Genomic DNA, 22,158 nt, shown 5'->3' on the forward strand with positions numbered 1-22,158 from the left:
CCAAACAAACCCCCCCCCACCCACCACCCCCTCGCCCCCCCCCCCCCCGGCGCCCCCGCGCCCCCCCCACCCGCGGCCGGGCGGCCGGCCCCCCCCCCCCGGCCCGCCCGCTTCGTCGTTCCCGCCGCCGGTCGGCGCGGACCCGGAAGGCCCGGCCCGGCCGTGGTCAGGCCGGGCGGGCCGAGCCGTCGCGGCGGTTGCGGGCGGCGACGCCCTCCATCGCCCGGCTGAACCGCTCCATGTCCCGTGCGGACTGCTCCGGCAGGCCGCCGAGTCGCGCCGCGAGGGCGTCCACGTCGGCCTGGGCCGACGCGCTCACCCGGGCGTCCAGCTCGGCGAGGGCGGCGTTCACGGCGGTCACGACGTGCCCGCACAGGGTCGCCACGGACTCGCCGGCCAGCTCCGGGTCGACGGTGACGGACTCCAGCCGGCCACCCTGGACGGCGACGGCGCGGACCCGGCCGCCCGCCGCGCCGCCCTCGGCCCGGAGCAGCTCACCCGGCGCGCCGTCGGCGTGCTCGGCGGCCCGGGACCGCATCGCGGACAGCGCCTGCTGGGTTCGGGTCAGCAGCTCGTCGAGGCTCGCGGCCGCGGAGAACGGGTCGTTGGTCATGTCCGCGCTTTCTTCACGTCTTTCCGAGCACCGTGACGATAGCAACCGGCCCTGACGCCGAACGCCCGGCCGGGAATCCCGGCCGGGCGTATCGATGGTGCGTCGCACCTGGTGTGGCGTCAGCGCAGCCGCAGCCGCTGACCCGGGAAGATGAGGCCCGGGTTGTCGCCGACCACGCCCTTGTTGCGCTCGTACAGGGCGTGCCAACCGCCGGCGACGTGCTGCGCGTCGGCGATCTCGGAGAGGGTGTCCCCGGGCCGGACCAGGTAGCTGCCGGCGCCGGCGGTGCTCGGCGCGGCACGCCGCTCGCCGCGGGTGGCCGGCCGGTCGCCGTACGACGACCGCTGCGAGGAGGCCTTCCTCTTCGTGGGCGAGGTGGCCTTCTTCGACTTCGTCGAGCCCGAGTCCTTGCTGGCGTAGCTCTTGGTCGAACCGCCCTTCTTGCCGCACACCGGCCAGGCGCCGATGCCCTGTCCGTCGAGGACCTTCTCAGCGATGGCGATCTGCTCGCCACGGCTGGCCAGGTCGGCCCGGCTGGCGTACTTCTGGCCGCCGTAGCCGTTCCAGGTGCTCCGGGAGAACTGGAGCCCGCCGTAGTAGCCGTTGCCCGTGTTGATGTGCCAGTTGCCGCCGGACTCGCACTGGGCGACGGCGTCCCAGTTGACGCCGGCGGCGCTGGCCGGGGCGGCCGGGCCGAGAAGGGCGGCGGCGCCGGTGGCGGCGCCGACGACGAGCGCCCCGACGGCGGTCCGACGCTGCGCGGTCCGGCGGTGACGGGCGACGTATTCACTTGCCATGTGGGTTTCCTCCACGCCGACGAGGTGAGCTGTCGGGTTCGGGCCGAGGAGCCCGGCCGCCGGAGGCGGCTTCACCCCGAGGTGTCGTGCACCGAGGAACGTGTGGGTCCCCCGCTCCCGCCCGAGGTCCAGGTACCACCGGGCCGGCGGCGGGATTAGGCGTTGCCGGCCCGTGGTGTCCGCGATCGCGAACGGATACGACGTTAGGAACGGTTTCGACCGATCGCCCACCTCTTGTGAAGTTCTTCACCCGGCCGAGCGAAGGCGGGCCCGTTCAAGTTGCGCACCGTCCGAAGAGGGCTTATTGAGACCCGGCTCAGTAGGTCAGGCCATACCCCTGCGGGAAGAGCGGGACCTTGCCGTCGCCGGCGTTGATCGGTTGCTGGCTGACCGAGTTCATCCAGGTCATCGGCAGTTTGCCGGTGGGCGCGTACCCGCCGAAGAGTACGTCGGCCACCCCGCCGCCCTCGGTGCCGGGCAGCCAGGCGGCCAGCAGCGCGTTCCACCGGGGCAGTTCGGCGGCGACGTCCAGCGGCCGGCCGCTGACCAGCACCACGATCACCGGCACGCCCGCGTTGCGCAGCGTCGTGATCGTCCGCAGGTCGTCGCGGTCCAGGCTCATGCTGCCGGTGCGGTCGCCCTGCCCCTCGGCGTACGGTGTCTCGCCGACCACCGCGATCGCCGCCCGGTAGGTCTTGTCGATGCCGGTGCCCCGCTGGTTGTAGGTGACCGTCGTGGTCGGACCGACCGCGGCGCGGATGCCCTGGAGGATGGTGGTGCCGGGGGTGACGGCGCCGGACGAGCCCTGCCAGGAGATGGTCCACCCGCCGCTCTGGTTGCCGATGTTGTCGGCGTTCTTCCCGGCCACGAAGATCTTGTTGTTGTCCCGGGCCAGCGGCAGCACTCCGCCGTCGTTCTTGAGCAGCACCTGGGACTGGCGCACGGCCTGGCGGGCCAGGGCGCGGTGCGCGGCGTTACCCACCGTCGGGGTCCAGCTCCGGTCGGTGTACGGCCGTTCGAAGAGCCCCAGCTCGAACTTCTTCGTGAGGATGCGCCGGTTCGCGTCGTCGATCCGGCTCATCGGCACGTGCCCGTTCTGCACCTCGGCCCGCAGGGTGCTGAGGAAGGTCTTCCAGGCCGTCGGCACCATCACCATGTCGATGCCGGCGTTGACGGCGGCGCTGACCTCGGCGGCCGTGAAGCCGGAGGCGCCGTCGATCTGGTCGATGCCGTTCCAGTCGGAGACCACGAAGCCGGAGAAGCCCAGCTCACCCTTGAGGACATCGGTGATCAGATAGCGGTGGCCGTGCAGCTTCACCCCGTTCCAGCTGCTGTAGGAGATCATGACCGAGCCGACGCCGCGCTGCACCGCGGCCTGGAACGGGGGCAGGTGGATGGCGCGCAGGTCGGCCTCGCTGAGCTGGGTGTCGCCCTGGTCGTCACCGCCGGTCGTGCCGCCGTCGCCGAGGTAGTGCTTGGCGGTGGCGAGCACCGACGTGGGCCCGCCCAAGGTGGGGCCCTGGAGGCCGGTGACCAGGGTGGACATGCTCGCCGGCAGGTCCGGCGTCTCGCCGAACGACTCGTAGGTGCGGCCCCACCGGTCGTTGCGGGCCACGCAGAGGCAGGGGGCGAAGTTCCAGTCCACGCCGGTGCCCGTGATCTCCTCGGCGACGGCCTGGCCGATCTGCTGGACCAGCGCCGGGTCGCGCGTCGCGCCGAGGCCGATGTTGTGCGGGAAGATGGTCGCCCCGTACACGTTGTTGTGCCCGTGCACGGCGTCGACGCCGTAGATCATCGGGATGCCGAGCGGGGTGGCCAGGGCGGCGCGCTGGAAGCCGTCGTACATGTCGGCCCAGGACGCGGCGGTGTTCGGCGCGGGCGCGGAGCCGCCGCCGGAGAGGACCGACCCGAGCCGGTACGTGGTGAGGTCGCTCGCGGTGACCGAGCCGCGCTCGGCCTGGGTCATCTGGCCGAGCTTCTCGTCGAGAGTCATCCGGGCGAGCAGGTCGGCGACGCGGGTGGCGACGGGCAGCGTCGGGTCCTGGTACGGCAGGCCGGCCGCGGCGGCCGGGACGGGCGCGGCCAGGGCGGTGACCGCGACGAGCAGGAGGGCGAGGCCCAGGGGACGGGGGTGGTGGTGACGGATCACGGGTCGCTCCTTCCGGAGGAACGCTGGGGCCGTTCACCGGCACCCTATGCCCGCGCGCATCGACTGTGAACAATCCGTCCCGGTTCCGGAACCGCCGGGCGGGCCGGCCGCGGCGGGGGCTACCGTGGCAAGGGTTCCCGCAAGATCGGCAAGAGGTGGCGAGGCATGAGCGACCACGGACACGAGCTGGCCTTCGGCGGCTTCCTCACCCCCAGCGCGGGGCGGCCCGAGCAGGTGGTGGCCCGGGCGAAGCTCTGCGAGCAGGTCGGCCTGGACCTGGTGACCTTCCAGGACCACCCGTACCAGCCCGGCTTCCTGGACACGTGGACGCTCATGTCCTTCGTGGCCGCGGCCACCAGCCGCATCACGCTCGCCGGCAACGTGCTCAACCTGCCGCTGCGCCAGCCCGTGGTGCTGGCCCGCAGCGTGGCCAGCCTCGACCTGCTCACCGGCGGCCGGGTCGAGCTGGGTCTCGGGGCCGGCGCCTTCTGGGAGGCGATCGAGGCCGTCGGTGGGCGGCGGCTCTCGCCCGGGGCGGCCGTGGACGCCCTCGACGAGGCGATCCGGGTGATCCGCGAGGTCTGGGACACCGAGCGGCGCGGCATGGTCCGGGTCGAGGGCGAGCACTACCGGGTGGTCGGGGCGAAGCGCGGGCCGGCCCCGGCGCACCCGGTCCGGGTCTGGGTCGGCGCGTACAAGCCGCGGATGCTGCGGCTGGTCGGCCGCGCGGCGGACGGCTGGCTGCCGTCGCTGGCGTACCTGCCGAAGGGGCCGGCGGAGCTGCCCGCGCTGAACGCGATGATCGACGAGGCCGCCGAGGAGGCCGGACGCGACCCGGGCGCGGTGCGCCGGCTGCTCAACGTCACGGGCACCTTCGCCCGGTCGTCGGGCGGCTTCCTCGACGGCCCGCCCGAGCAGTGGGTGGAGGAGCTGGCCGGGCTCGCGCTGGACCACGGCATCGCCACCTTCATCCTGGGCAGCGACGAGCCGCGCGCGGTCCAGCTCTTCGCCCAGGAGGTGGCGCCTGCGGTCCGCGAGCTGGTTGCCGCCGAGCGCACCACGCCGGGCAGCCGCGCCCGCGCCGTCGAGGAGCAGCAGGCCGCCGTCGAGGCCGGCGGGTCGACGGCCCTCGCGGTCACCCCGACGCCCGATCCGGGGGTACGGCTGAGCCCGCGCCGGCCCTGGGACGAGTCCACCCGGCCCGTGGCGCCCCCGGCGCCCGCCGGGCACGTCTACACGCCCCGCGGGCAGGCCGCCGGGCAGCACCTGGTGGACGTGCACGACCACCTGCGCCAGGAGCTCGCCCAGGTGCGTGACCTGCTGGAACAGGTCAAGCGCGGCGCCGTCGCGCCGGGCGACGCCCGGGCCGCGCTGAACGAGATGACCATGCGGCAGAACAACTGGACGCTGGGGGCCTACTGCGCGGCGTACTGCACGGTGGTGACCCAGCACCACGGCCTGGAGGACAACTCGATCTTCCCGCACCTGCGGCAGGCCGACGCGGGGCTCGTGGCGGTTCTGGACCGCCTCGAAGAGGAGCACGTGGTGATCCACGGGGTGGTGGAGAGCGTGGACCGGGCGCTGGTGGAACTCATCCGCGAGCCGGGCGACTTCACCGCGCTCCAGGCGGCGGTGGACCTGCTCACCGACACCCTGCTGTCGCACCTGTCGTACGAGGAGCGGGAGATCGTCGAGCCGCTCGCCCGGCACGGCTTCTACGCCGGCCAGCTCTGACGCGGCTATTCCCTCCTCCGGCGTGAGATAGCTGGCTTTTGTTTTCCTAAGTCAGCCGGGTAGCGTCGGTCCCATGACGGACTTCCTCGCGCGGCGCGACTCCTGGTCCACCGCCAACTGCTCGATCGCCGGCGCGCTCGACGTGGTCGGCAACCGGACCACGCTGCTCCTGCTGCGCGAGGCGTCGTTCGGCACCCGGCGCTTCGACGACTTCGCCCGCCGGGTCGGCGTCAGCGAGCCGGTGGCCGCCGCCCGGCTGAAGCAGCTCGTCGCCGACGGGCTGCTCGACCGCCGGCCCTACCGGGAGCCGGGACAGCGCACCCGCGACGAGTACGTGCTCACCGCCAAGGGCCGCGACCTGCTGCCCGTGCTCGCCGCCCTGCGTGAGTGGGGCGACACGTACGCCGTCGAGGAGCCGTCGGTGCGGCTGGCCCACCACGACTGCGGCGCCGCGGTGCACGTGGCGCTGCGCTGCGCGGCCGGCCACGACGTGCCCGCCGACCAGGTCGACCTGCTGCCCGGCCCGGGCCTGCTGCCGTCCTGACCCACCCCTTCGCCATCCTCAGGAGCACACCATGAAGATCGCTGGAACGACCGCCCTCGTCACCGGCGCCAACCGCGGCTTCGGCCGGCACCTCGCCGCCGAGCTGCTGGCCCGGGGCGCCACCGTCTACGCCGGCGCCCGCAACCCGGACACCGTCGACCTGCCGGGCGCCGTCCCGGTGCGGCTCGACATCACCGACCCGGCCTCGGTGGCCGCCGCCGCGCAGCTGGCCGGGGACGTCACCCTGCTGGTCAACAACGCCGGCGTGAGCACCGGGGCGGACCTGCTCGACGGCGACCTGGCGGACATCCGCCGGGAGCTGGAGACCCACTACCTCGGCACGCTGTCCGTGGTGCGGGCGTTCGCGCCGAGGATCGCGGCCAACGGGGGCGGGACCGTGCTGAACATCCTCTCCGCCCTGTCCTGGATCACGTTCCCGCAGGTGGGCGCCTACGGCGCGGCCAAGGCGGCCGAGTGGTCGATGACCAACGCGCTCCGCACGCAGCTCGCCGACCGGGGCATCCGGGTCGCCGGCCTGCACGTCGGCTACATGGACACCGACATGGCGGCGCACGTCACCGGACCGAAGTCCGACCCCGCCGACATCGCCCGGCTCGCCGTCGACGGGATCGAGGCCGACCGGTACGAGATCGTCGCCGACGAGACCTCCCGCCAGGTCCTCGCCGGCCTCTCCGGCGGCGTCGCCGCCCTCTACCCCGCCCTGCCCTGATCCGGCGCCGCCTCGCGACACAATGACCGGATGCGACAGGGGTACGCCCACCACGCGGTCCTGGCCATGGCGCCGGAGTCGGACGACGGCGCGCCCGGCGCGGCGGTCACCGTGGCGCTCTGCGGGCACTGGGAGCACGAGCCGCCCTGCCCGGTGGCGGCCCACCACACCGGGGTGGAGCGGGTCGGCGGCGAGCTGCGCCTGCGCATCCTCTTCGCCACCGAACCGCACCTCGAACCGCGGGTGCGGCGGGACATCGACCGGGCGCTGGCCCACGGTGAACTCACCGGCCCCACCGGTGCGACGACGCGGTGGCGGCTGCTCCGCAGCGGGATGCGCGAGCCGTCACCGGATGAGGCGGCACACCTGGACCGGCTGATCCGCGGCTGACCGGCCGCCGGGACGTGGCAGGACGGCCACGACCCGGCGGCCGGTTCCGTCCGGGCCGCCGGCCGTCGCCACCCCGGGCCACGGCCGGCGGGCCGCCGCCTAGAGGTTCCGGGCGAGCCGGTCGGCGAGGATCCGGGTGAATCGGGCCGGGTCGGCCAGTTCGCCGCCCTCGGCGAGCAGCGCCATGCCGTACAGCAGCTCGGCGGTCTCGGTCAGCGCGGTGGTGTCGCCGCCCTGCTCATGCGCCTTGCGCAGCCCGGTGACGAGGGCGTGGGTCGGGTTGAGCTCCAGGATCCGCTTGACCTGGGGCACCTCCTGCCCCATGGCCCGGTACATCTTCTCCAGCGTGGGCGTCATGTCGTGGGCGTCGCCCACCACGCAGGCCGGCGAGGTGGTGAGCCGGGTGGAGAGCCGGACCTCCTTGACGCTGTCGGCGAGCGCGCCGCTCATCCAGGTGAGCAGGTCGGCGTACTCCTGCCGCTCGGCCTCGGCCCGCTCCCTGTCCTCGTCGGTCTCCAGGTCCACCTGGCCCTTGGCGACCGAGCGGAGGGTCTTCCCGTCGTACGCGCCGACCCGCTCGACCCACACCTCGTCGACGGGGTCGGTGAGGATCAGCACCTCGTAGCCCTTGGCGCGGAACGCCTCCAGGTGCGGGGAGTTCTCGATGGTGGCCCGGTTCTCGCCGGTGGCGTAGTAGATCTCGGTCTGGCCGTCCTTCATCCGCTCGACGTAGCCGCGCAGCGTGGTCAGCTCGGCGGGGTCGTGGGTGCTGGCCGCCCGGACCAGGTCCAGCAGGGCCTCGGTGTTGTCCGGGTCCTCCAGCAGGCCCTCCTTCACCACCGCGCCGAACTCGCTCCAGAAGGTGCGGTAGGACTCGGCCGGGAGGTCCTTCAGCGTGGCGAGGACCTTCTTGACCAGGCGGCGGCGCACGGCGCGGATCTGCCGGTCCTGCTGGAGGATCTCCCGGGAGATGTTCAGCGACAGGTCGTGCGCGTCCACCACGCCCTTGACGAAGCGCAGGTAGTTGGGCATCAGCGCGTCGCAGTCGTCCATGATGAACACGCGCTTGACGTAGAGCTGCACGCCCCGACGGCCCTGCGGGGAGAAGAGGTCGAGCGGGGCGTGCGACGGGACGAACAGCAGGGCCTCGTACTCGAAGGTGCCCTCGCCCCGCATGTGGATGGTCTCCAGGGGGTCGGCCCAGTCGTGCGCGACGTGCCGGTAGAACTCCTTGTACTCGGCCTCGTCGACCTCGTCCCGGGCGCGCGCCCAGAGCGCCTTCATGGAGTTGAGCGTCTGCTCCTCGCGGGTGGTGGCGCCGTCCTCCCCCGGCTTCTCCACCGTCATCCGGATCGGCCAGGCGATGAAGTCCGAGTAGCGCTTCACGATCTCGCGGATCGTCCACTCGGCCGTGTAGTCGTGCAGGTTGTCCTCGGCGTCGGCCGGCTTGAGGTGCAGCGTGACCGAGGTGCCCTGCGGTGCGTCGTCGACGGTCTCCACCGAATAGGTGCCCTCGCCCGTGGACTCCCACCGGGTGCCGCCGGCCTGCCCGGCGCGGCGGGTCAGCAGGGTGACCTTGTCGGCGACCATGAAGGTGGCGTAGAAGCCGACGCCGAACTGCCCGATCAGCTCCTGCGAGGCGGCGGCGTCCTTCGACTCGCGCAGCGTACGCAGCAGCTCGGCGGTGCCCGACTTGGCGATGGTGCCGATCAGGCCCACCACCTCGTCGCGGGACATGCCGATCCCGTTGTCCCGCACGGTCAGCGTGCGGGCCTCCTTGTCGACCTCGATCTCGATGTGCAGGTCGGTGGTGTCGACCTGCAGGTCCTTGTCGACCAGCGACTCCAGGCGCACCTTGTCCAGCGCGTCGGAGGCGTTCGAGATCAGCTCACGCAGGAAGACGTCCTTGTTGGAGTAGATCGAGTGCACCATCAGCTGGAGCAGCTGACGGGCCTCGGCCTGGAACTCCAACGTCTCGACCCGGTCGCTCACACCGACTCCCTTCCACTTCGCGGGGCTTCCGGCGGAAAGGATACGAGGCGTACGCGCGCGCCTACCGCAGGGTGGCGGATTCAATCTGGTCCAACCAGTTGACGGGTTGATGTGTCCAGGGCCACACTGCTGCCCATGGCCTTCGCCCCCGTCCCCCGCGCCTCGGTCTCCGACCACGTCTTCGGCCAGCTCCGCGACGCGATCGTCAGCGGCCGCTACCGGCCGGACGACACGCTGCCCGGCGAACGGGAGCTGGCCTCGACGTTCGCGGTGAACCGGCACGCCGTCCGCGAGGCGCTGCGCCGGCTCCAGCAACTCGGCCTGGTCCGGGTCAGCCAGGGCGGCGCCACCCGGGTGCTCGACTGGCGGGTGCACGCCGGGCTGGACCTGGCGCTGTCCCTGGCCCGCTCCGGTGACGTACTCCCGGTCGAGACCCTGGTCCGGGACATGCTGGAGATGCGGGCCTGCGTCGGGATCGACGCGGCCCGGCTCTGCGCCGAGCGCGGCGACCCGGAGGTCACCGCCGCGCTGGTCCGGGCCGCCGAGGAGTACGGCTCACTCGCCCCCGACCTGGACCGGATGAACGAGGCCAACATCGCGATCTGGTGGCTGATCGTGCGGGGCAGCGGCAACACCGCCTACCTGCTGGCGTTCAACAGCCTGGTGGCCGGCACCTTCGCCGTGGGCGACGTCCCCCCGGACGCCCGGGCCGCCGAGCTGCTCGACGTCGCCGGCCACCGCCGGCTCGCCACCGCGATCGCCGCCGGCCAGGGCACGACGGCCGCCCGGCACGCCCGGGCCCTGCTGACCGCCCCGGTCACCACCCCCCCCACCCCCACCCCCGGAAGGGAAGCCCGAGCATGATCCCCGCCGTGCTCTACGCCGTCCCGGCGTTCCTGCTGCTCATCATCATCGAGGCGGTCTCCTACCGGTTCCTCCCCGACGACGACGAGCGCGGCTACGAGCTGCGCGACACCACCACCAGCCTCTCCATGGGCCTCGGCAGCCAGATCATCGGCTTCCCCTGGAAGCTGCTCACGGTCGGCATCTACGCGGCACTGTGGCTGGTCGCGCCCGTGCACCTCTCCCCCGGCGACTGGTGGACCTGGGTGATCGTCTTCTTCGCCGACGACATCGCCTACTACTGGTTCCACCGGCTGCACCACGAGGTGCGCGTGCTGTGGGCCAGCCACGTGGTGCACCACTCCAGCGTCTACTACAACCTCTCCACGGCGCTGCGGCAGAGCTGGACGCCGATGACCTCGCTGCCGTTCTGGCTGCCGCTGGCGCTGCTCGGCATCCCGCCGTGGATGATCTTCCTCCAGCAGTCGATCAGCCTGCTCTACCAGTTCTTCCTGCACACCGAGCGGGTCGGCGTGCTGCCGCGGCCGATCGAGTTCATCTTCAACACGCCGTCGCACCACCGGGTGCACCACGGGTCGAACGCCGAGTACCTGGACCGCAACTACGGCGGCATCCTCATCGTCTGGGACCGGCTCTTCGGCTCCTTCGAGCCCGAGCGCGCCCCGGCCCGGTACGGGCTGACCAAGAACATCCAGACCTACAACCCGCTGCGGGTGGCCACCCACGAGTTCGCCGCGATCTGGTCCGACGTCCGGCAGACCACCTCGTGGCGGGCGCGGCTCGGCTACGTCTTCGGCCGGCCCGGCTGGCAGCCGGGCCGGTGAGGCGCCCCTGGCTGGCCCTGTTCGGGGCCGTCGCTCTGGTGGAACTGGTCGGGGTGGCGCTCGACTCGACGCCGACGCAGTGGCTGGCCAAGCCGCTGCTGGCGCCGCTCCTGCTGGCGTACCTGTGGGACCGGCGACGCCGGGTGGACCCGGTGGCGGTGGGTCTGGTCGCCGCCACCGCCGGGGACGTGGCCCTGCTCGTGCCGGGCGACACCGCGTTCCTGGCGGGCATGGGCTGTTTCCTGGTGACCCAGGTCGCCTTCCTCACCGCCTTCCTGCGCCACCGCCGGCCACCGGTGGCGGCGGTGGCCGGCTACCTGGTGGCGTGGGCCGGCGCGAACGCGCTGCTCTGGGGCGCGCTGGGCCCGCTGCGGCTGCCGGTGCTCGGCTACAGCCTGGCACTGTCCATGATGGCCGCCGCCGCGACCGGGGTGTCCCGGCGCACGGCGGCCGGCGGGGCCCTCTTCCTCGTCTCCGACCTGCTGATCGGGGTGGGTGCGGCGGGCGTCGACTTCCCCGGCCGGGACCTCCTCGTCATGACCACCTACGCGGCGGCCCTCCTGCTGATCATCACGGGCTGGGTCGCCGCCACCGCGGTCCGGCGTGACCATCAATACCCTATTGAGTCGGTAGGTTTACTGGGTTAGGCTGGCGCGGCCCCTTCCCCCGTCGCACCTCGGGAGCCCGCATGCCGTCCGCGCGTCCGTACCCCCGGCCCACCCGCCGGACCCTGCTGATCGGCGCCGGCGCCGGCGCGGCCGCCCTCGCCACCCCAGGCCTGGCCGGCACGGCCGCCGCCCGCGGGTCCGAGGTGGACACCGTGCTCGAGTGGTACGACGTCACCGCGGCGACGATCGGGGTGATCACCGGACCGCTCCAGGTCAACAGCAGCCGCACCTGGGCGATCGGCTGGATCGCCGCCTGGCGTGCGGTGACCCGGGCGCACGGGGGCGCTCCCGCGGACGGCGCGCTCGCCGGGGCCGTGCACGAGGCCCTCACCACGCTGGTGCCGGCGCGTACGGCCGACCTCGACGCCGCTCTGGCGGCCACGCTCGGCCGGCTGGGTCCGGCCGCGGCCGTCCAGGCCGCCGTCGAGAGCGGCCGGGCCGCGGCCCGCGACGTGCTCGCCGAGCGGGCCGGCGACGGGCTGGACCTCGCCTCGGTCAACCGGCCGTTCACCCCGCCGGCGCCGGCGCCCGGCGTCTGGCAGCCGACCCCGCCCGGCTTCGCCGTCGCCGTGCAGGCCGGCCAGGGCGACGGCCGGCCGTTCCTGATCGACGACCTGCGGGCGTACCTGCCCGGGCCGCCGCCCGCGCTGGACAGCGCGCGTTACGCCCGCGACCTGGCCGAGAGCCGGGCGGTCGGTGCGGTGGAGAGCAGCCGCCGCACGGACCGGCAGACCGACGTGGCCCGGTTCTGGGCGCAGACCTCGCTGAACGGCTACACCGGAGCGCTGCGCGCCGCCGTCGAGGGGAGCGTCCGCGGGACGGCACGCCGGGTCGCGCTCGTCGCCCTCTTCCACGCGGCCACCGTCGACGCCCAGATCGTCACGTACGCGGCCAAGTACCGGGACCTGCGCTGGCGCCCGGTCACCGCGATCCGGACCGGGGACATCGCGCCGGACCCGGCGTGGACCCCGCTCATCACCACCCCCGCCCATCCGGAATATCCCAGCGGGCACACCACCTACGCCGGCGCCGCCGAGACCGTCCTGCGCGCGCTCGCCGGAGCGCCGGCCGGGCCGGTGGCACTGTCCAGCCCCACCGCCACCGGCGTCACCCTGACCTACCGGGACTGGCGGGAGCTGACCCGGGACAACATCGACGCTCGGGTGTGGTCGGGCATTCACTTCCGGCACACCGACGAGGTCGGCGCGGCGGTCGGCCGCCGCGTGGCGGCGGCCGGGCTCGCCCGCTGGGACGGCCGGCCGCTGTAGCCGGTCAGTCCGTCGTCTCCCGGGCGAGGGCCCGCGTCACCACCGTGAGGTCGTCGCCGCCGAGGCCCCGCTCGACCGCGTGTCGCCACTCGCCGGCCAGGGCCTCGGCGGCCGGGAACCGGCCGGACGGCACCTCACGCAACGCGAGGTCCACGTCCTTGAGGGCCAGCGCCAGGGAATACTGCGTCGTGTAGTCGTCTCCGGCGATCCGGTCCAGCTTCTCGGCCGCCCAGGGCGACACCAGCGGGCTGCCCCGCAGGGCCCCGTGCACGGTGCCGCGGTCCAGCCCGAGCGCGTCGCCCAGGGCGACCGCCGCCGCGATCCCCTCGTTCACGAACGCGAGCAGCAGGTTGTTGACCAGCTTCAGCCGCGACCCGGCGCCGACGGGGCCCACCCAGACGGTCCGCTGCCCGACCGCGTCGAAGACCGGCGCCACCCGGTCCCGCACCTGCTCCGGGCCGGAGGCGAGGACGACGAGGCGACCCTGTTCGGCCGGGCCACGGCTGCCGGCCACCGGCGCGTCCACCAGGGTCACCCCGGGGCGCTCGGCGCCGACCAGCTCGGCCAGGCGCGCGGTCTCGGTCACCCCGATGGTGCTCATCTGCGCCCAGACCGCCCCCTCGGGCAGCGCGGCCAGCATGCCCTGGTCGACGGCGATCGCGCGGACCGCGGCCGCGTCGGTCACCATGGTCACCGCCACGTCGGCCCCGCGTACCGCCTCGACCGGATCGGTGGCGACCTCGGCGCCCCGGTCGCCGAGCGCGCGGGCCGGCTCCGGGTGCCGGTTCCACACCACCGTCGTCAGGCCGGCCCGGACGAGGTTCGCCGCCATCGGCGCGCCCATGCCACCGAGCCCCAGCACCGCCACCCGCGTCATCGCCGCTCCCCCGCCTCGCCTACGGGAAGCCTAGGCGTACGGCAGCCGGGGGGCATCCCGATCGCGGACACTGCGGGCCGGCACCGCCGGCGACCGGTTAGAGTCCCGTTGAGCAGACGGCCCGCCGCCCCCGGGAGGACCTTTGGGGAACGGTGTGGGCATTCGTCGACGGCCCGGTGGTGACCTGCGGGACCGGCTGCGCCGGCGGGACCCGGGCTACCGCCTCATCCGCCGGGCGGCCCGGCTGACCGTCGTCGCCTCGCTCGTCTTCTACGGCTGCCGATACGGCCTGGGCAACGTCACCCTCGCCATCTACGGGCTGTTCGCCACGGTCGCCATGGGCAGTTTCGCCCAGCTGCCCGGTCCGGCCGCGGTGCGGGCGCGCACGCTGCTGGCCGCCGTACCGGTGGCCTGGGCGCTCGTGGCCGTCGGCACGGTGCTGGCGGTCAGCACCGCGGCCGCCTCCGCCGGGATGCTCGTCATCGGGTTCGCGGTGGCGTTCGCGGGGGTCGGCGGGCCACGCCTGGTCGGGCTGGCCAACGCGCTCCAGCTCTTCTACATCCTGGCCTGCTTCCCGCCGTACCAGCCCGACACCCTGCCGGCCCGGCTGGCCGGCGTCACCCTGGGCGTCGCCCTGGTCGCGCTCGCCGAGGTGACGCTCTGGCCGGACCCGGCGCCGGTCTCCTTCCCGCGGCGCCTCGCCGCGGCGGCGGGCGGCCTCGCGGATCTCGTCGACGCGCTGGCGGACGTGCTGGTCGCGCGCCCGGGGGCGGCGCAGGAGGCGGCGCGCCGGCGCGTCCGGGCGGCACAGCTGCTCGACCAGGTACGGATGGCACGGCTGCCGGTGACGGCACGCCCCATCTCGGCCGGCCGCCGCGACCGGGCCTGGCGGGACGCGGCGGGGGCCGCCCAGGAGGTGTTCGCGGTGGCCGGCTCCCTCGCGTCCCGGCCGGACGTCACGGGCAGCGGCGACGCCGATTTGTCGGGGGCGCTCCGGCGCTGCGCGGCGTCGCTGCGGCACTCCGCCGAGGTCGCGGTGCGCCGGCCGGGCACGCCGGCCGACGACGGGCCGGAGCCGAGAAGCCCGTTGCCGCCGTCGTGGCGGGCCGCCGATCCGGCCCGGCTGCGCGCCGACGCGGCGGTGCGGACCCTCGCCGACCAGGTCGGAACGCATGCGACGGCGGTCGCGATCGCCACCGGCCCGCGTGGGCGCCACGCCGCGCGCCCCGTCGAGGCCGGCGCGGACCGGTTCTGGTACGCCGGGCGCAGCGCCTGGTCGCTGTACCGGCAGCAGTTCCGGGCACACCTGACCCCGCGCTCGGTGTACCTGGAGGGAGCGGTCCGCCTCGCTGTGGCCCTGGCCGCCGCCCGGGTGATCGCCGGGGTGGTCGACCTGCAACACGGGTTCTGGGTGCTCCTCGCGACGCTCAGCCTGATGCGGGCCTCCGCGTCGGACACCCGGACCACGCTGCGGCCGGCGCTCGTGGGCACCCTGGCCGGCGGTGCCGCCGGCGGCCTGCTGCTGCTCGTCTCGCCGGAGCGGCAGGCGTACGCCGCTCTGCTGCCGCTGGCTCTGGTGCTGGCCTTCGGAGTCGGGCCGCTGCTGGGCCTGGGCTGGGCCCAGGCACTGCTCACGCTGCTGCTCATCGTCGTGTTCGCCCAGCTCAACCCGGCGTCGTGGCAACTGGCCGGCGCCCGGGTGGTGGACGTGGCCGTCGGGGCCGTGGTGGGCGTCCTCGCCGGCCTGCTGCTCTGGCCGCGGGGTAGCGGCAGCGAGTTGCGCCGCAACGCCGGCGCGTACCTGGCGGCGAGCGGGCGGGCCGCCGAGCGGATCGTCGAGGCCCTCGCGGGCCGGGCGGACGCCCGCCCCGCGGTCGCCGCGGCACGCCGCGCGGAGGCCCTCGCGACATCCTCCTTCGTCCAGTACCACGCGGAGCGCGACGACCCGCGGCTGTCGCACGTCGAGTGGGACACCGTCCTGGCAGCCGCCCACCGCGCCGGTTACGGCGGGCAGGCGCTGCTGGCCGACCGCCGGCCCGGCGCGCTGGCCCCGTGGCCCGGCCCGGCGGCGGCGCTGGTGACGCGGGCCGCCCGGCTGTCCTACGGGTATGCCGACGTCGGCCGCCAGGTGACGCGCGGCCGGGTCGACCGGGCGCCCGCGCCGGCGGAACCGGAGGGTGACGTCGCCCGGCAGGTGCACGCGCTGCTGCGCGACGGGGAGAACCGGCCGGAGGTGCTGTCCCTGGTGCAGGTCGACGGCTGGCTGGCCGACCTGGACGGTCACCTCCGCCGCGTCACCGGATCCGGCCGCCCGCGGTGACCAGCCACTCGCCGGTCTCCCAGTCCGACGGGCCGCCCGTCGCCCGGTAGCAGAGGTCGAACCGGATCCCCAGCTCCGGCCACCACGGGTGGTGGACCGGGACCACGCGGAAGACGTCCTCCAGCCCGGGAAAGGTGAGCCCCTCGGGGAACAGCTCCTCCAGCTCCGCGCGCGTCCGGTCGGTCCGGAGCGTGAACTGCCACTCGGTGCGGCTGCGCCACGGGTCGTGGACCAGCTCGAACCGCGGCTCCCGGCCGGTCACGAAGGTCCGGATGTCGTCGCGCAGCTCGGCCGGGGTCGACGGGAGGAGGAACGGCCACTCCTCGCCGGTCGGATAGCGGTACAGGGCCGACGTCGCGGCGAGCGCCCGCAGGAGTCCGCGCCACGCCTCGGCCGCCGTCGTGGCGGTGGGCAGGTTCACCCCGGTGTGGTCGACCTGCCGCACGTGCCCGGCGAGGCGGCGGGCCACCTCCGCCACGTCGATCGTGGGCGCGGGCCCGGCGGGCGACTCGCCGCCCTGGAGGCCGAGGGCTGGTCCCGGGTCGAACGCGACCACCGGCGCGGGCACGTCGGCCAGCCCGACGGTGGTCACCGGCCGGGCCCCGTCCGGCCGCGGCGGGGTGAGGACCAGCCGTTCCACCGGCCCGTCGGGGGCGCCCGGCGCGCGGACCGGTTCGGCGTAGGGCACGTCGGCGAGCAGGACGCCGAACTGGTCGAGGAAGGCCTGCGCCGCGGGCGTCCGGGGCAGGCGGAAGGCGATCTCGCCGAGTCGGTCCATGCGTTCGACGCTAGGGGTGGCCACTCCGGTACGGCACCCGCCGCCGGCTGGAATTTCGCACCGTGGCCGCGGGGTATCCTGCTCGGCGTCGACCGGTGAGGAGGTGAGGGCGTGGCCAGGGAGACCGGCCGCAAGCTGGTCGCCTCCAACAAGAAGGCGCGGCACGACTACACGATTCTGAAGACGTACGAGGCCGGGATCGTGCTGGCCGGCACCGAGGTGAAGTCGCTGCGTGAGGGGCGGGTGTCGCTGGTCGACGCGTTCGCCCAGGAGCGCGACGGCGAGATCCTGCTGTACGGGCTGCACATCGCCGAGTACGGCTTCGGCACCTGGACCAACCACCAGCCCCGGCGCACCCGCAAGCTGCTGCTGAACCGGGTCGAGATCGCCCGGATCCTGGAGAAGCTGCGCGACGGCGGGGTCACGCTGGTGCCGCTGTCGATGTACTTCGCCAACGGCTGGGCCAAGGTCGAGCTGGGCCTGGCCCGGGGCCGCAGGTCGTACGACAAGCGGCAGGCCCTCGCCGAGCGCGACGCCAACCGGGAGATCGCCCGCGAGTTGGGCCGCCGCCTCAAGGGCCGTCGCCCCGCCTGATCCACCCCCGCGTATCCGAGCCGGTCCGCACCGGCGCCAAATACAAGGCTTCTTGTACATCAGTCGTTGTGGGTCTAGCGTGACGGCATGGCGGACGAGCCGAGCACCCTGCACCTCACCGACCCCCGGGCCATGCGGGCGCTGGCCCACCCGACCCGGATCCGGCTCCTCGGCGAGCTACGCATCCGGGGTCCGCAGACCGTGGGCATGCTGAGCGACGTCACCGGCGAGGCGGTGGGCTCGGTCAGCTACCACCTGGGCAAGCTGGCCGAGCACGGCTTCGTGCGGGAGGCGCCCGAGCTGGCCCGCAACCGGCGGGAACGGTGGTGGCGGGCCGCGCACGCGCGCACCGACTGGGAGCCGGTCGAGATGCTCGACGACCCGGAGCGGCGGCTCGCCTCCGACCTGCTGCGGCGGGCCGTCCTCCAGCGCTACGTGGCCCGGTTCGAGGCCTACCTCGACGCCGAGGCGTCCCTCGACCCGGCGTGGGTCCGCGGCACCACCAGCAGCGACAGTTTCCTCCACCTCACTCCCGACGAGCTGGTGGAGCTGCGCCGCGAGCTGTCCGAGCTGGGCGAGCGCTGGCAGGCGCGCAGCAACCCCGACCGGCCGGACGCGCGGACCGTGACGCTGATCTGGCAGGCCTACCGGGGGCCGCAGTGACTCGGCGGTGGGCGCCCCTGGCCGGGCTGCTGACCGCGCACACCGTCTCGCTGACCGGCAACATGCTCACCCTGATCGCGCTGCCGCTCTACGTGCTGGCCGAGACGGGCTCGCCGGCCGCCACCGGTCTGGCCGGCGCCTTCGCCACCGCCCCGGTGGTTCTCGGCGGCGCCTTCGGCGGCGTCCTCGTCGACCGGATCGGCTACCGCCGGGCCAGCGTGCTGGCGGACCTGGTCTCCGGCGTGACGGTCGCCGCCGTACCGCTGCTGCACGCCACGGTGGGCCTGCCGTTCCCGGTCCTGCTCGGCCTCGTCTTCGCGAGCGGCCTGCTCGACACCCCGGGCCAGACCGCCCGGACGGCGCTGCTGCCCGAGGCGGCGACCGCGGCCGGGGTGCCGATCGAGCGGGCCATCGGCTGGTTCGAGGCCACCGAGCGCGGCGCCCGCCTGATCGGCGCGCCGGTGGCCGGCCTGCTGGTCAGCGCGCTCGGCGCGCTGCCGGTGCTGGCCGTCGACGCGGCCACCTTCGCCGTCTCGGCGCTGGCGGTGGCGATCCTGGTGCCGGCGAGCCTGCGGCCGTCCGCCGACCACGACGTCCCCTCGGCCGGCTACTGGCGGGACTTCGCCGCCGGGCTGCGCTTCCTGGCCCGCGAGCCGCTGCTGCGCGCCATGGTGCTGCTGGTGCTGGTCACCAACCTCTTCGACGCGACCAAGAGCAACGTGCTGATGCCGGTGGTCGCCACACGGGACCTCGGCGGGGCGGCGGCCTTCGGCCTGCTGGTCGGCGCCATGGGCGGCGGCGCCCTGGTCGGCTCGCTGGTGTTCAGCGCCGTCGGGCACCGGCTGCCTCGCCGCGCCACCTTCGTCACCGCCTTCGCCGTCGCCGGAGCCCCGCCTTTCTGGGCGCTCGCCGCCGCGCCGCCGCTGCCGGTGATCGCTGCGGTCTGCGTGGTGTCCGGCCTCGCCGCCGGCGCCATCAACCCGCTCATCGGCGCGGTCAAGCTGGAACGCGTCCCGGCCACCATGCGGGCCCGGGTTTACGGAGTGATCGGGGCGGGCGCCTGGGCGGCCATGCCCGTGGGCGCGTTCGGCGCCGGGCTGGCGGCCGACCGGTTCGGCACCACGGCGACCCTGGTCACCATCGGCGCCGGCTACCTGCTGGTGGTGCTCACCCCGCTGCTCGGCGGACCGTGGCGGGACCTGCGCCGGCCGGCCCCGGCGGATCGGCCGCAGCCGGACCGCTCCCCCACGCCCGCCGCCGCTACGGCGGACTGACCCGGCCGCACCGCGACCCGGGCACCACGCGCGGCGGCCCGACCCGGTCCGGAGCGACGCCGGTCTACCCGATGACCGCTCATCCGGGGAGACCGGCGTGGCGGCTCAGGCCGCGACGAGGCGCCAGCAGCGTGAACGCGCGCACCGGGTCGCCGGTGAGCTGGGCGTTTTCCGGTTACGGATCCTTCCGAACCGCATCGCATGACGTCAATACTTCCTCCGCTTCCGGAACCTTTCGCCCCACTCAGGGAGCGCTCTCTTGACAGCTCCGCACTTCATTCATAGCTTCATCGAAGCCTATCTTTATAGTTTGTTAACAACAGGGAGGCATCCGTGCGCAGGATCCGTACCATCGCCGCCGCGGCCCTCGCGGCCGTGGGCCTCACGGCCGCGCTCACCACCGTCACCGCGCCACCCGCCGTGGCCGCGCCCGGCGCGGTCACCTGGTCCGACGACTTCAACGGCGCGGCCGGGACGCCGCCGGACGCCAGCCGGTGGCGCTACGACCTCGGGGGCAGCGGCTGGGGCAACAACGAGTTGCAGTACTACACCAACAGCACCCGCAACGCCGCCCTGGACGGCAACGGCAACCTTGTCATCACCGCCCGCCGCGAGAACCCGTCCGGCTTCTCCTGCTGGTACGGAAGCTGCCAGTACACCTCGGCCCGGTTGCTCACCAACGGCACGTTCAGCCAGGCGTACGGCCGCTTCGAGGCGCGCATCAAGATCCCGCGCGGTCAGGGGCTCTGGCCGGCGTTCTGGATGCTCGGCAACGACATCGCCACCAACCCCTGGCCGAACAGCGGCGAGATCGACATCATGGAGAACGTCGGCAAGCAGCCGTCCACCGTGTACGGCACGCTGCACGGCCCCGGCTACTCCGGCGGCAACGGCCTGGGCGGCTCCACCTCGCTCCCGAACGGCCAGGCGCTCGCCGACGCCTTCCACACCTACGCCGTCGACTGGGCGCCCGACTCGATCACCTGGTATCTGGACGGCGTGGCGTACTCCCGCAAGACCCCGGCCGACGCGGGCAGCAACCGGTGGGTCTTCGACCACCCGTTCTTCATGATCATGAACGTCGCGGTCGGCGGCAACTGGCCCGGGTCGCCCGACGGCAGCACCACGTTCCCGCAGACCATGACGATCGACTACGTCCGGGTCCAGGCCTGGGACAACGGCGGCGGGGGCGGAGGTACCGGCGGGCAGATCGTCGGCTACGGCAACAAGTGCGTGGACGTGTCCGGCGCCAACACCGCCAACGGCACCGCGGTCCAGCTCTGGACCTGCAACGGCACCGCCGCCCAGCAGTGGACCTGGAACGCCGACGGCTCGGTCCGCGCCCTGGGCAAGTGCCTCGACGTCGCCAGCGGGTCCACCGCCAACGGGGCGAAGGTGCAGCTCTGGGACTGCAACGGCACCGGCGCCCAGCGCTGGGTGTTCAGCGGCACGGGCGACATCGTGAACCCGCAGGCCAACAAGTGCCTCGACGCGACCGGCGCCAGCTCGGCAGACGGCACCCGCCTGCAGATCTGGGACTGCACCGGCGGCGCCAACCAGAAGTGGCGCCGCTGACCCCCGCCATCCAGTGTTGATCATGAAGTTAGCGGTTCGGAATACGCTTGCCGACACCGCTAACTTCATGATCGACGAAAAGAGGTGGGGTGGGTATGGGGGTTGTTCGGGCGGAAGCCGTGGAGACCTCGCGACTGGGGCTGGTGCCGCTGGTCGTCGGGCACGCTGAGGAGATGGCCGTCGTGTTGGGCGACCCGGAGTTGCACGCGTTCATCGGAGGTGCGCCGGCCGATCCGGCGGGCCTGCGCGCTCGTTACGAACGGCTCGTCGCCGGCTCCTCCGACCCGGCCGTCTCCTGGTGCAACTGGGTGATCCGGCTCCGCGACGAGGGGCGCCTCGTGGGCACCGTCCAGGCGACCGTCACCGGCCCGGCCCATGATCGCGTCGCGGAGATCGCCTGGGTGGTGGGTACGCCGTGGCAGGGGCGGGGCATCGCCACCGAAGCGGCCCGGGGACTGGTGGGCTGGCTGGGGCGGCAGGAGGTGCGCACCGTCGTCGCCCACATCCACCCGGAGCACCGGGCCTCCGCCGCCGTCGCCACCGCCGCCGGCCTGACCCCCACCGACGTGCGGCACGAGGGCGAGATCCGGTGGACAGGGCCCACGGGACGCTGACGCGTACGGTGGCGCCATGACGGAAGTCCTGCGGTACGCCGCCTTCACCACCGACCCGGCCGCGGGCAACCCCGCCGGCGTGGTCCTCGACGCGGGCCGGCTCACCGACCCGGAGATGCAGGCCATCGCCGCCGACGTCGGCTACTCCGAGACGGCGTTCCTCACCGCCGGTGGCCCCGGCGAGTTCGACGTGCGCTACTTCAGCCCGCAGGCCGAGGTGCCGTTCTGTGGTCACGCGACAATCGCCTCCGCGGTGGCCGTCGCCGAGCGCGCCGGCACCGGCGACCTGGTCTTCCGGACCCGGGCCGGGGTGGTCCCGGTCGCCACCGCACGCGACGCCGACGGGCGGCCCACCGCGACGCTGACCAGCGTGGCGCCCTCCGACGCGCCGGTGGCGCCGGAGGACCTGGCCGAGGCGCTCGCCGCCCTCCGCTGGGACGCGACGGACCTGGACCCGTCGTTGCCGCCCCGCGTCGCGTACGCCGGGGCGCACCACCTGATCCTCGGCGCGGCGACCCGGGAGCGGCTGGCCGCCCTCGCCTACGACTTCGACCGGCTGCGCGACCTGATGCGCCGCCTGGACTGGACCACGGTGGCGCTCGTCTGGCGCGCCTCCGGCACGCGGTTCGACGTCCGCAACCCGTTTCCGGTGGGCGGCGTCGTCGAGGACCCGGCGACCGGTGCGGCAGCCGCGGCGTTCGGCGGCTACCTGCGTACCCATCATCTGATCGAGACACCGGCCACGCTGCACCTGCACCAGGGCGCGGACCTGGGCCGGCCGGGCCTGCTGGTGGTCGACGTGCCGGCCACCGGCGGCGTCCGGGTGACCGGCACCGCCGTGGTCATGCCGGGCTGACACGCCGGGGCCCGGCTCCCCCATCGGGAGAGCC

At 74.1% G+C, this 22,158-nt stretch carries 21 protein-coding genes and 1 riboswitch; of the genes, 15 read left to right on the forward strand and 6 right to left on the reverse strand.

The genetic code is table 11. The features are described from left to right. Positions 1 to 166 precede the first annotated feature (166 nt). The 3 genes from ABZW14_RS09405 to ABZW14_RS09415 form a co-directional block, all read right to left on the reverse strand. Positions 167 to 613: a YbaB/EbfC family nucleoid-associated protein gene (locus ABZW14_RS09405; RefSeq protein ID WP_355342443.1), complete on the reverse strand. Its 447-nt coding sequence runs from the start codon at positions 611 to 613 to the stop codon at positions 167 to 169. A gap of 119 nt (positions 614 to 732) precedes the next feature. Then, on the reverse strand, positions 733 to 1,410 hold the full coding sequence (locus ABZW14_RS09410; RefSeq protein WP_355342446.1) for a transglycosylase family protein: 678 nt from the start codon (positions 1,408 to 1,410) through the stop codon (positions 733 to 735). Beyond that, positions 1,410 to 1,582: riboswitch (cyclic di-AMP (ydaO/yuaA leader) on the reverse strand. (Overlaps the previous gene by 1 nt.) 144 nt (positions 1,583 to 1,726) lie before the next feature. Beyond that, entirely contained in the window at positions 1,727 to 3,559 is a 1,833-nt protein-coding gene (locus tag ABZW14_RS09415; protein WP_355342449.1) for a glycoside hydrolase family 3 protein, read from the reverse strand. Positions 3,560 to 3,724: 165 nt separating this feature from the next. Here ABZW14_RS09415 and ABZW14_RS09420 point away from each other — a divergent pair, with 165 nt between their 5' ends. The 4 genes from ABZW14_RS09420 to ABZW14_RS09435 all read left to right on the forward strand — a co-directional run bounded on the left by ABZW14_RS09420 (position 3,725) and on the right by ABZW14_RS09435 (position 6,957). Next, positions 3,725 to 5,293: an LLM class flavin-dependent oxidoreductase gene (locus tag ABZW14_RS09420; RefSeq protein ID WP_355342452.1), complete on the forward strand. Its 1,569-nt coding sequence runs from the start codon at positions 3,725 to 3,727 to the stop codon at positions 5,291 to 5,293. Positions 5,294 to 5,366: 73 nt separating this feature from the next. Further along, the gene (locus ABZW14_RS09425; protein WP_355342455.1) at positions 5,367 to 5,837 is read left to right on the forward strand and encodes a helix-turn-helix domain-containing protein; all 471 of its coding nucleotides are present in this window, start codon (positions 5,367 to 5,369) and stop codon (positions 5,835 to 5,837) included. A gap of 31 nt (positions 5,838 to 5,868) precedes the next feature. After that, positions 5,869 to 6,567: an SDR family oxidoreductase gene (locus ABZW14_RS09430; protein WP_355342458.1), complete on the forward strand. Its 699-nt coding sequence runs from the start codon at positions 5,869 to 5,871 to the stop codon at positions 6,565 to 6,567. A 30-nt stretch (positions 6,568 to 6,597) separates the two neighbouring features. Beyond that, entirely contained in the window at positions 6,598 to 6,957 is a 360-nt protein-coding gene (locus tag ABZW14_RS09435; RefSeq protein ID WP_355342461.1) for a hypothetical protein, read from the forward strand. 99 nt (positions 6,958 to 7,056) lie between these two features. On the opposite strand, the gene htpG is transcribed toward ABZW14_RS09435, so the two are convergent. After that, entirely contained in the window at positions 7,057 to 8,949 is a 1,893-nt protein-coding gene (htpG, locus tag ABZW14_RS09440; RefSeq protein WP_355342464.1) for a molecular chaperone HtpG, read from the reverse strand. Positions 8,950 to 9,084: 135 nt separating this feature from the next. Here htpG and ABZW14_RS09445 point away from each other — a divergent pair, with 135 nt between their 5' ends. From ABZW14_RS09445 to ABZW14_RS09460, 4 genes are read left to right on the forward strand one after another with little or no spacing between them, the layout of a single operon-like run. Further along, positions 9,085 to 9,813 carry a GntR family transcriptional regulator gene (locus ABZW14_RS09445; RefSeq protein ID WP_355342467.1) on the forward strand — a complete coding sequence of 243 codons (729 nt, stop codon included), beginning with the start codon at positions 9,085 to 9,087 and terminating at the stop codon, positions 9,811 to 9,813. Beyond that, entirely contained in the window at positions 9,810 to 10,637 is an 828-nt protein-coding gene (locus ABZW14_RS09450) for a sterol desaturase family protein (protein WP_355342470.1), read from the forward strand. The genes ABZW14_RS09445 and ABZW14_RS09450 overlap by 4 nt, the downstream gene beginning before the upstream one ends. Continuing rightward, positions 10,634 to 11,284, forward strand: coding sequence for a lysoplasmalogenase (locus tag ABZW14_RS09455; RefSeq protein WP_355342473.1), 651 nt, complete (start codon positions 10,634 to 10,636; stop codon positions 11,282 to 11,284). The genes ABZW14_RS09450 and ABZW14_RS09455 overlap by 4 nt, the downstream gene beginning before the upstream one ends. 41 nt (positions 11,285 to 11,325) lie before the next feature. Next, positions 11,326 to 12,573: a vanadium-dependent haloperoxidase gene (locus ABZW14_RS09460; protein WP_355342476.1), complete on the forward strand. Its 1,248-nt coding sequence runs from the start codon at positions 11,326 to 11,328 to the stop codon at positions 12,571 to 12,573. A 4-nt stretch (positions 12,574 to 12,577) separates the two neighbouring features. Here the strand turns inward: ABZW14_RS09460 and ABZW14_RS09465 are convergent, their stop codons facing one another. Further along, positions 12,578 to 13,450: an NAD(P)-dependent oxidoreductase gene (locus ABZW14_RS09465; protein WP_355342479.1), complete on the reverse strand. Its 873-nt coding sequence runs from the start codon at positions 13,448 to 13,450 to the stop codon at positions 12,578 to 12,580. Between the two features lie 154 nt (positions 13,451 to 13,604). On the opposite strand from ABZW14_RS09465, the gene ABZW14_RS09470 reads away from it, so the two are divergent. Beyond that, positions 13,605 to 15,770 carry an FUSC family protein gene (locus tag ABZW14_RS09470; RefSeq protein ID WP_355342482.1) on the forward strand — a complete coding sequence of 722 codons (2,166 nt, stop codon included), beginning with the start codon at positions 13,605 to 13,607 and terminating at the stop codon, positions 15,768 to 15,770. On the opposite strand, the gene ABZW14_RS09475 is transcribed toward ABZW14_RS09470, so the two are convergent. Further along, on the reverse strand, positions 15,745 to 16,548 hold the full coding sequence (locus ABZW14_RS09475; RefSeq protein WP_355342485.1) for a hypothetical protein: 804 nt from the start codon (positions 16,546 to 16,548) through the stop codon (positions 15,745 to 15,747). The genes ABZW14_RS09470 and ABZW14_RS09475 overlap by 26 nt on opposite strands. Positions 16,549 to 16,659: 111 nt before the next feature. Between ABZW14_RS09475 and smpB the strand changes: the two genes are divergently transcribed. From smpB to ABZW14_RS09505, 6 genes are all read left to right on the forward strand, one after another. Continuing rightward, positions 16,660 to 17,142: an SsrA-binding protein SmpB gene (gene smpB / locus ABZW14_RS09480; protein ID WP_355342488.1), complete on the forward strand. Its 483-nt coding sequence runs from the start codon at positions 16,660 to 16,662 to the stop codon at positions 17,140 to 17,142. A gap of 87 nt (positions 17,143 to 17,229) precedes the next feature. Then, positions 17,230 to 17,805: a helix-turn-helix domain-containing protein gene (locus ABZW14_RS09485; RefSeq protein WP_355342491.1), complete on the forward strand. Its 576-nt coding sequence runs from the start codon at positions 17,230 to 17,232 to the stop codon at positions 17,803 to 17,805. Beyond that, positions 17,802 to 19,079 carry an MFS transporter gene (locus ABZW14_RS09490; protein WP_355342493.1) on the forward strand — a complete coding sequence of 426 codons (1,278 nt, stop codon included), beginning with the start codon at positions 17,802 to 17,804 and terminating at the stop codon, positions 19,077 to 19,079. The genes ABZW14_RS09485 and ABZW14_RS09490 overlap by 4 nt, the downstream gene beginning before the upstream one ends. A gap of 333 nt (positions 19,080 to 19,412) precedes the next feature. Further along, the gene (locus tag ABZW14_RS09495; RefSeq protein ID WP_355342496.1) at positions 19,413 to 20,654 is read left to right on the forward strand and encodes a family 16 glycosylhydrolase; all 1,242 of its coding nucleotides are present in this window, start codon (positions 19,413 to 19,415) and stop codon (positions 20,652 to 20,654) included. Between the two features lie 95 nt (positions 20,655 to 20,749). Next, entirely contained in the window at positions 20,750 to 21,268 is a 519-nt protein-coding gene (locus ABZW14_RS09500) for a GNAT family N-acetyltransferase (protein ID WP_355342499.1), read from the forward strand. A gap of 16 nt (positions 21,269 to 21,284) precedes the next feature. Then, on the forward strand, positions 21,285 to 22,124 hold the full coding sequence (locus ABZW14_RS09505) for a PhzF family phenazine biosynthesis isomerase (RefSeq protein WP_355342502.1): 840 nt from the start codon (positions 21,285 to 21,287) through the stop codon (positions 22,122 to 22,124). Positions 22,125 to 22,158: the final 34 nt, after the last annotated feature.

The sequence above is a fragment of the Micromonospora sp. NPDC004551 genome, assembly GCF_040609975.1.
In the GTDB taxonomy this organism is placed as follows: Bacteria; Actinomycetota; Actinomycetes; order Mycobacteriales; family Micromonosporaceae; genus Micromonospora.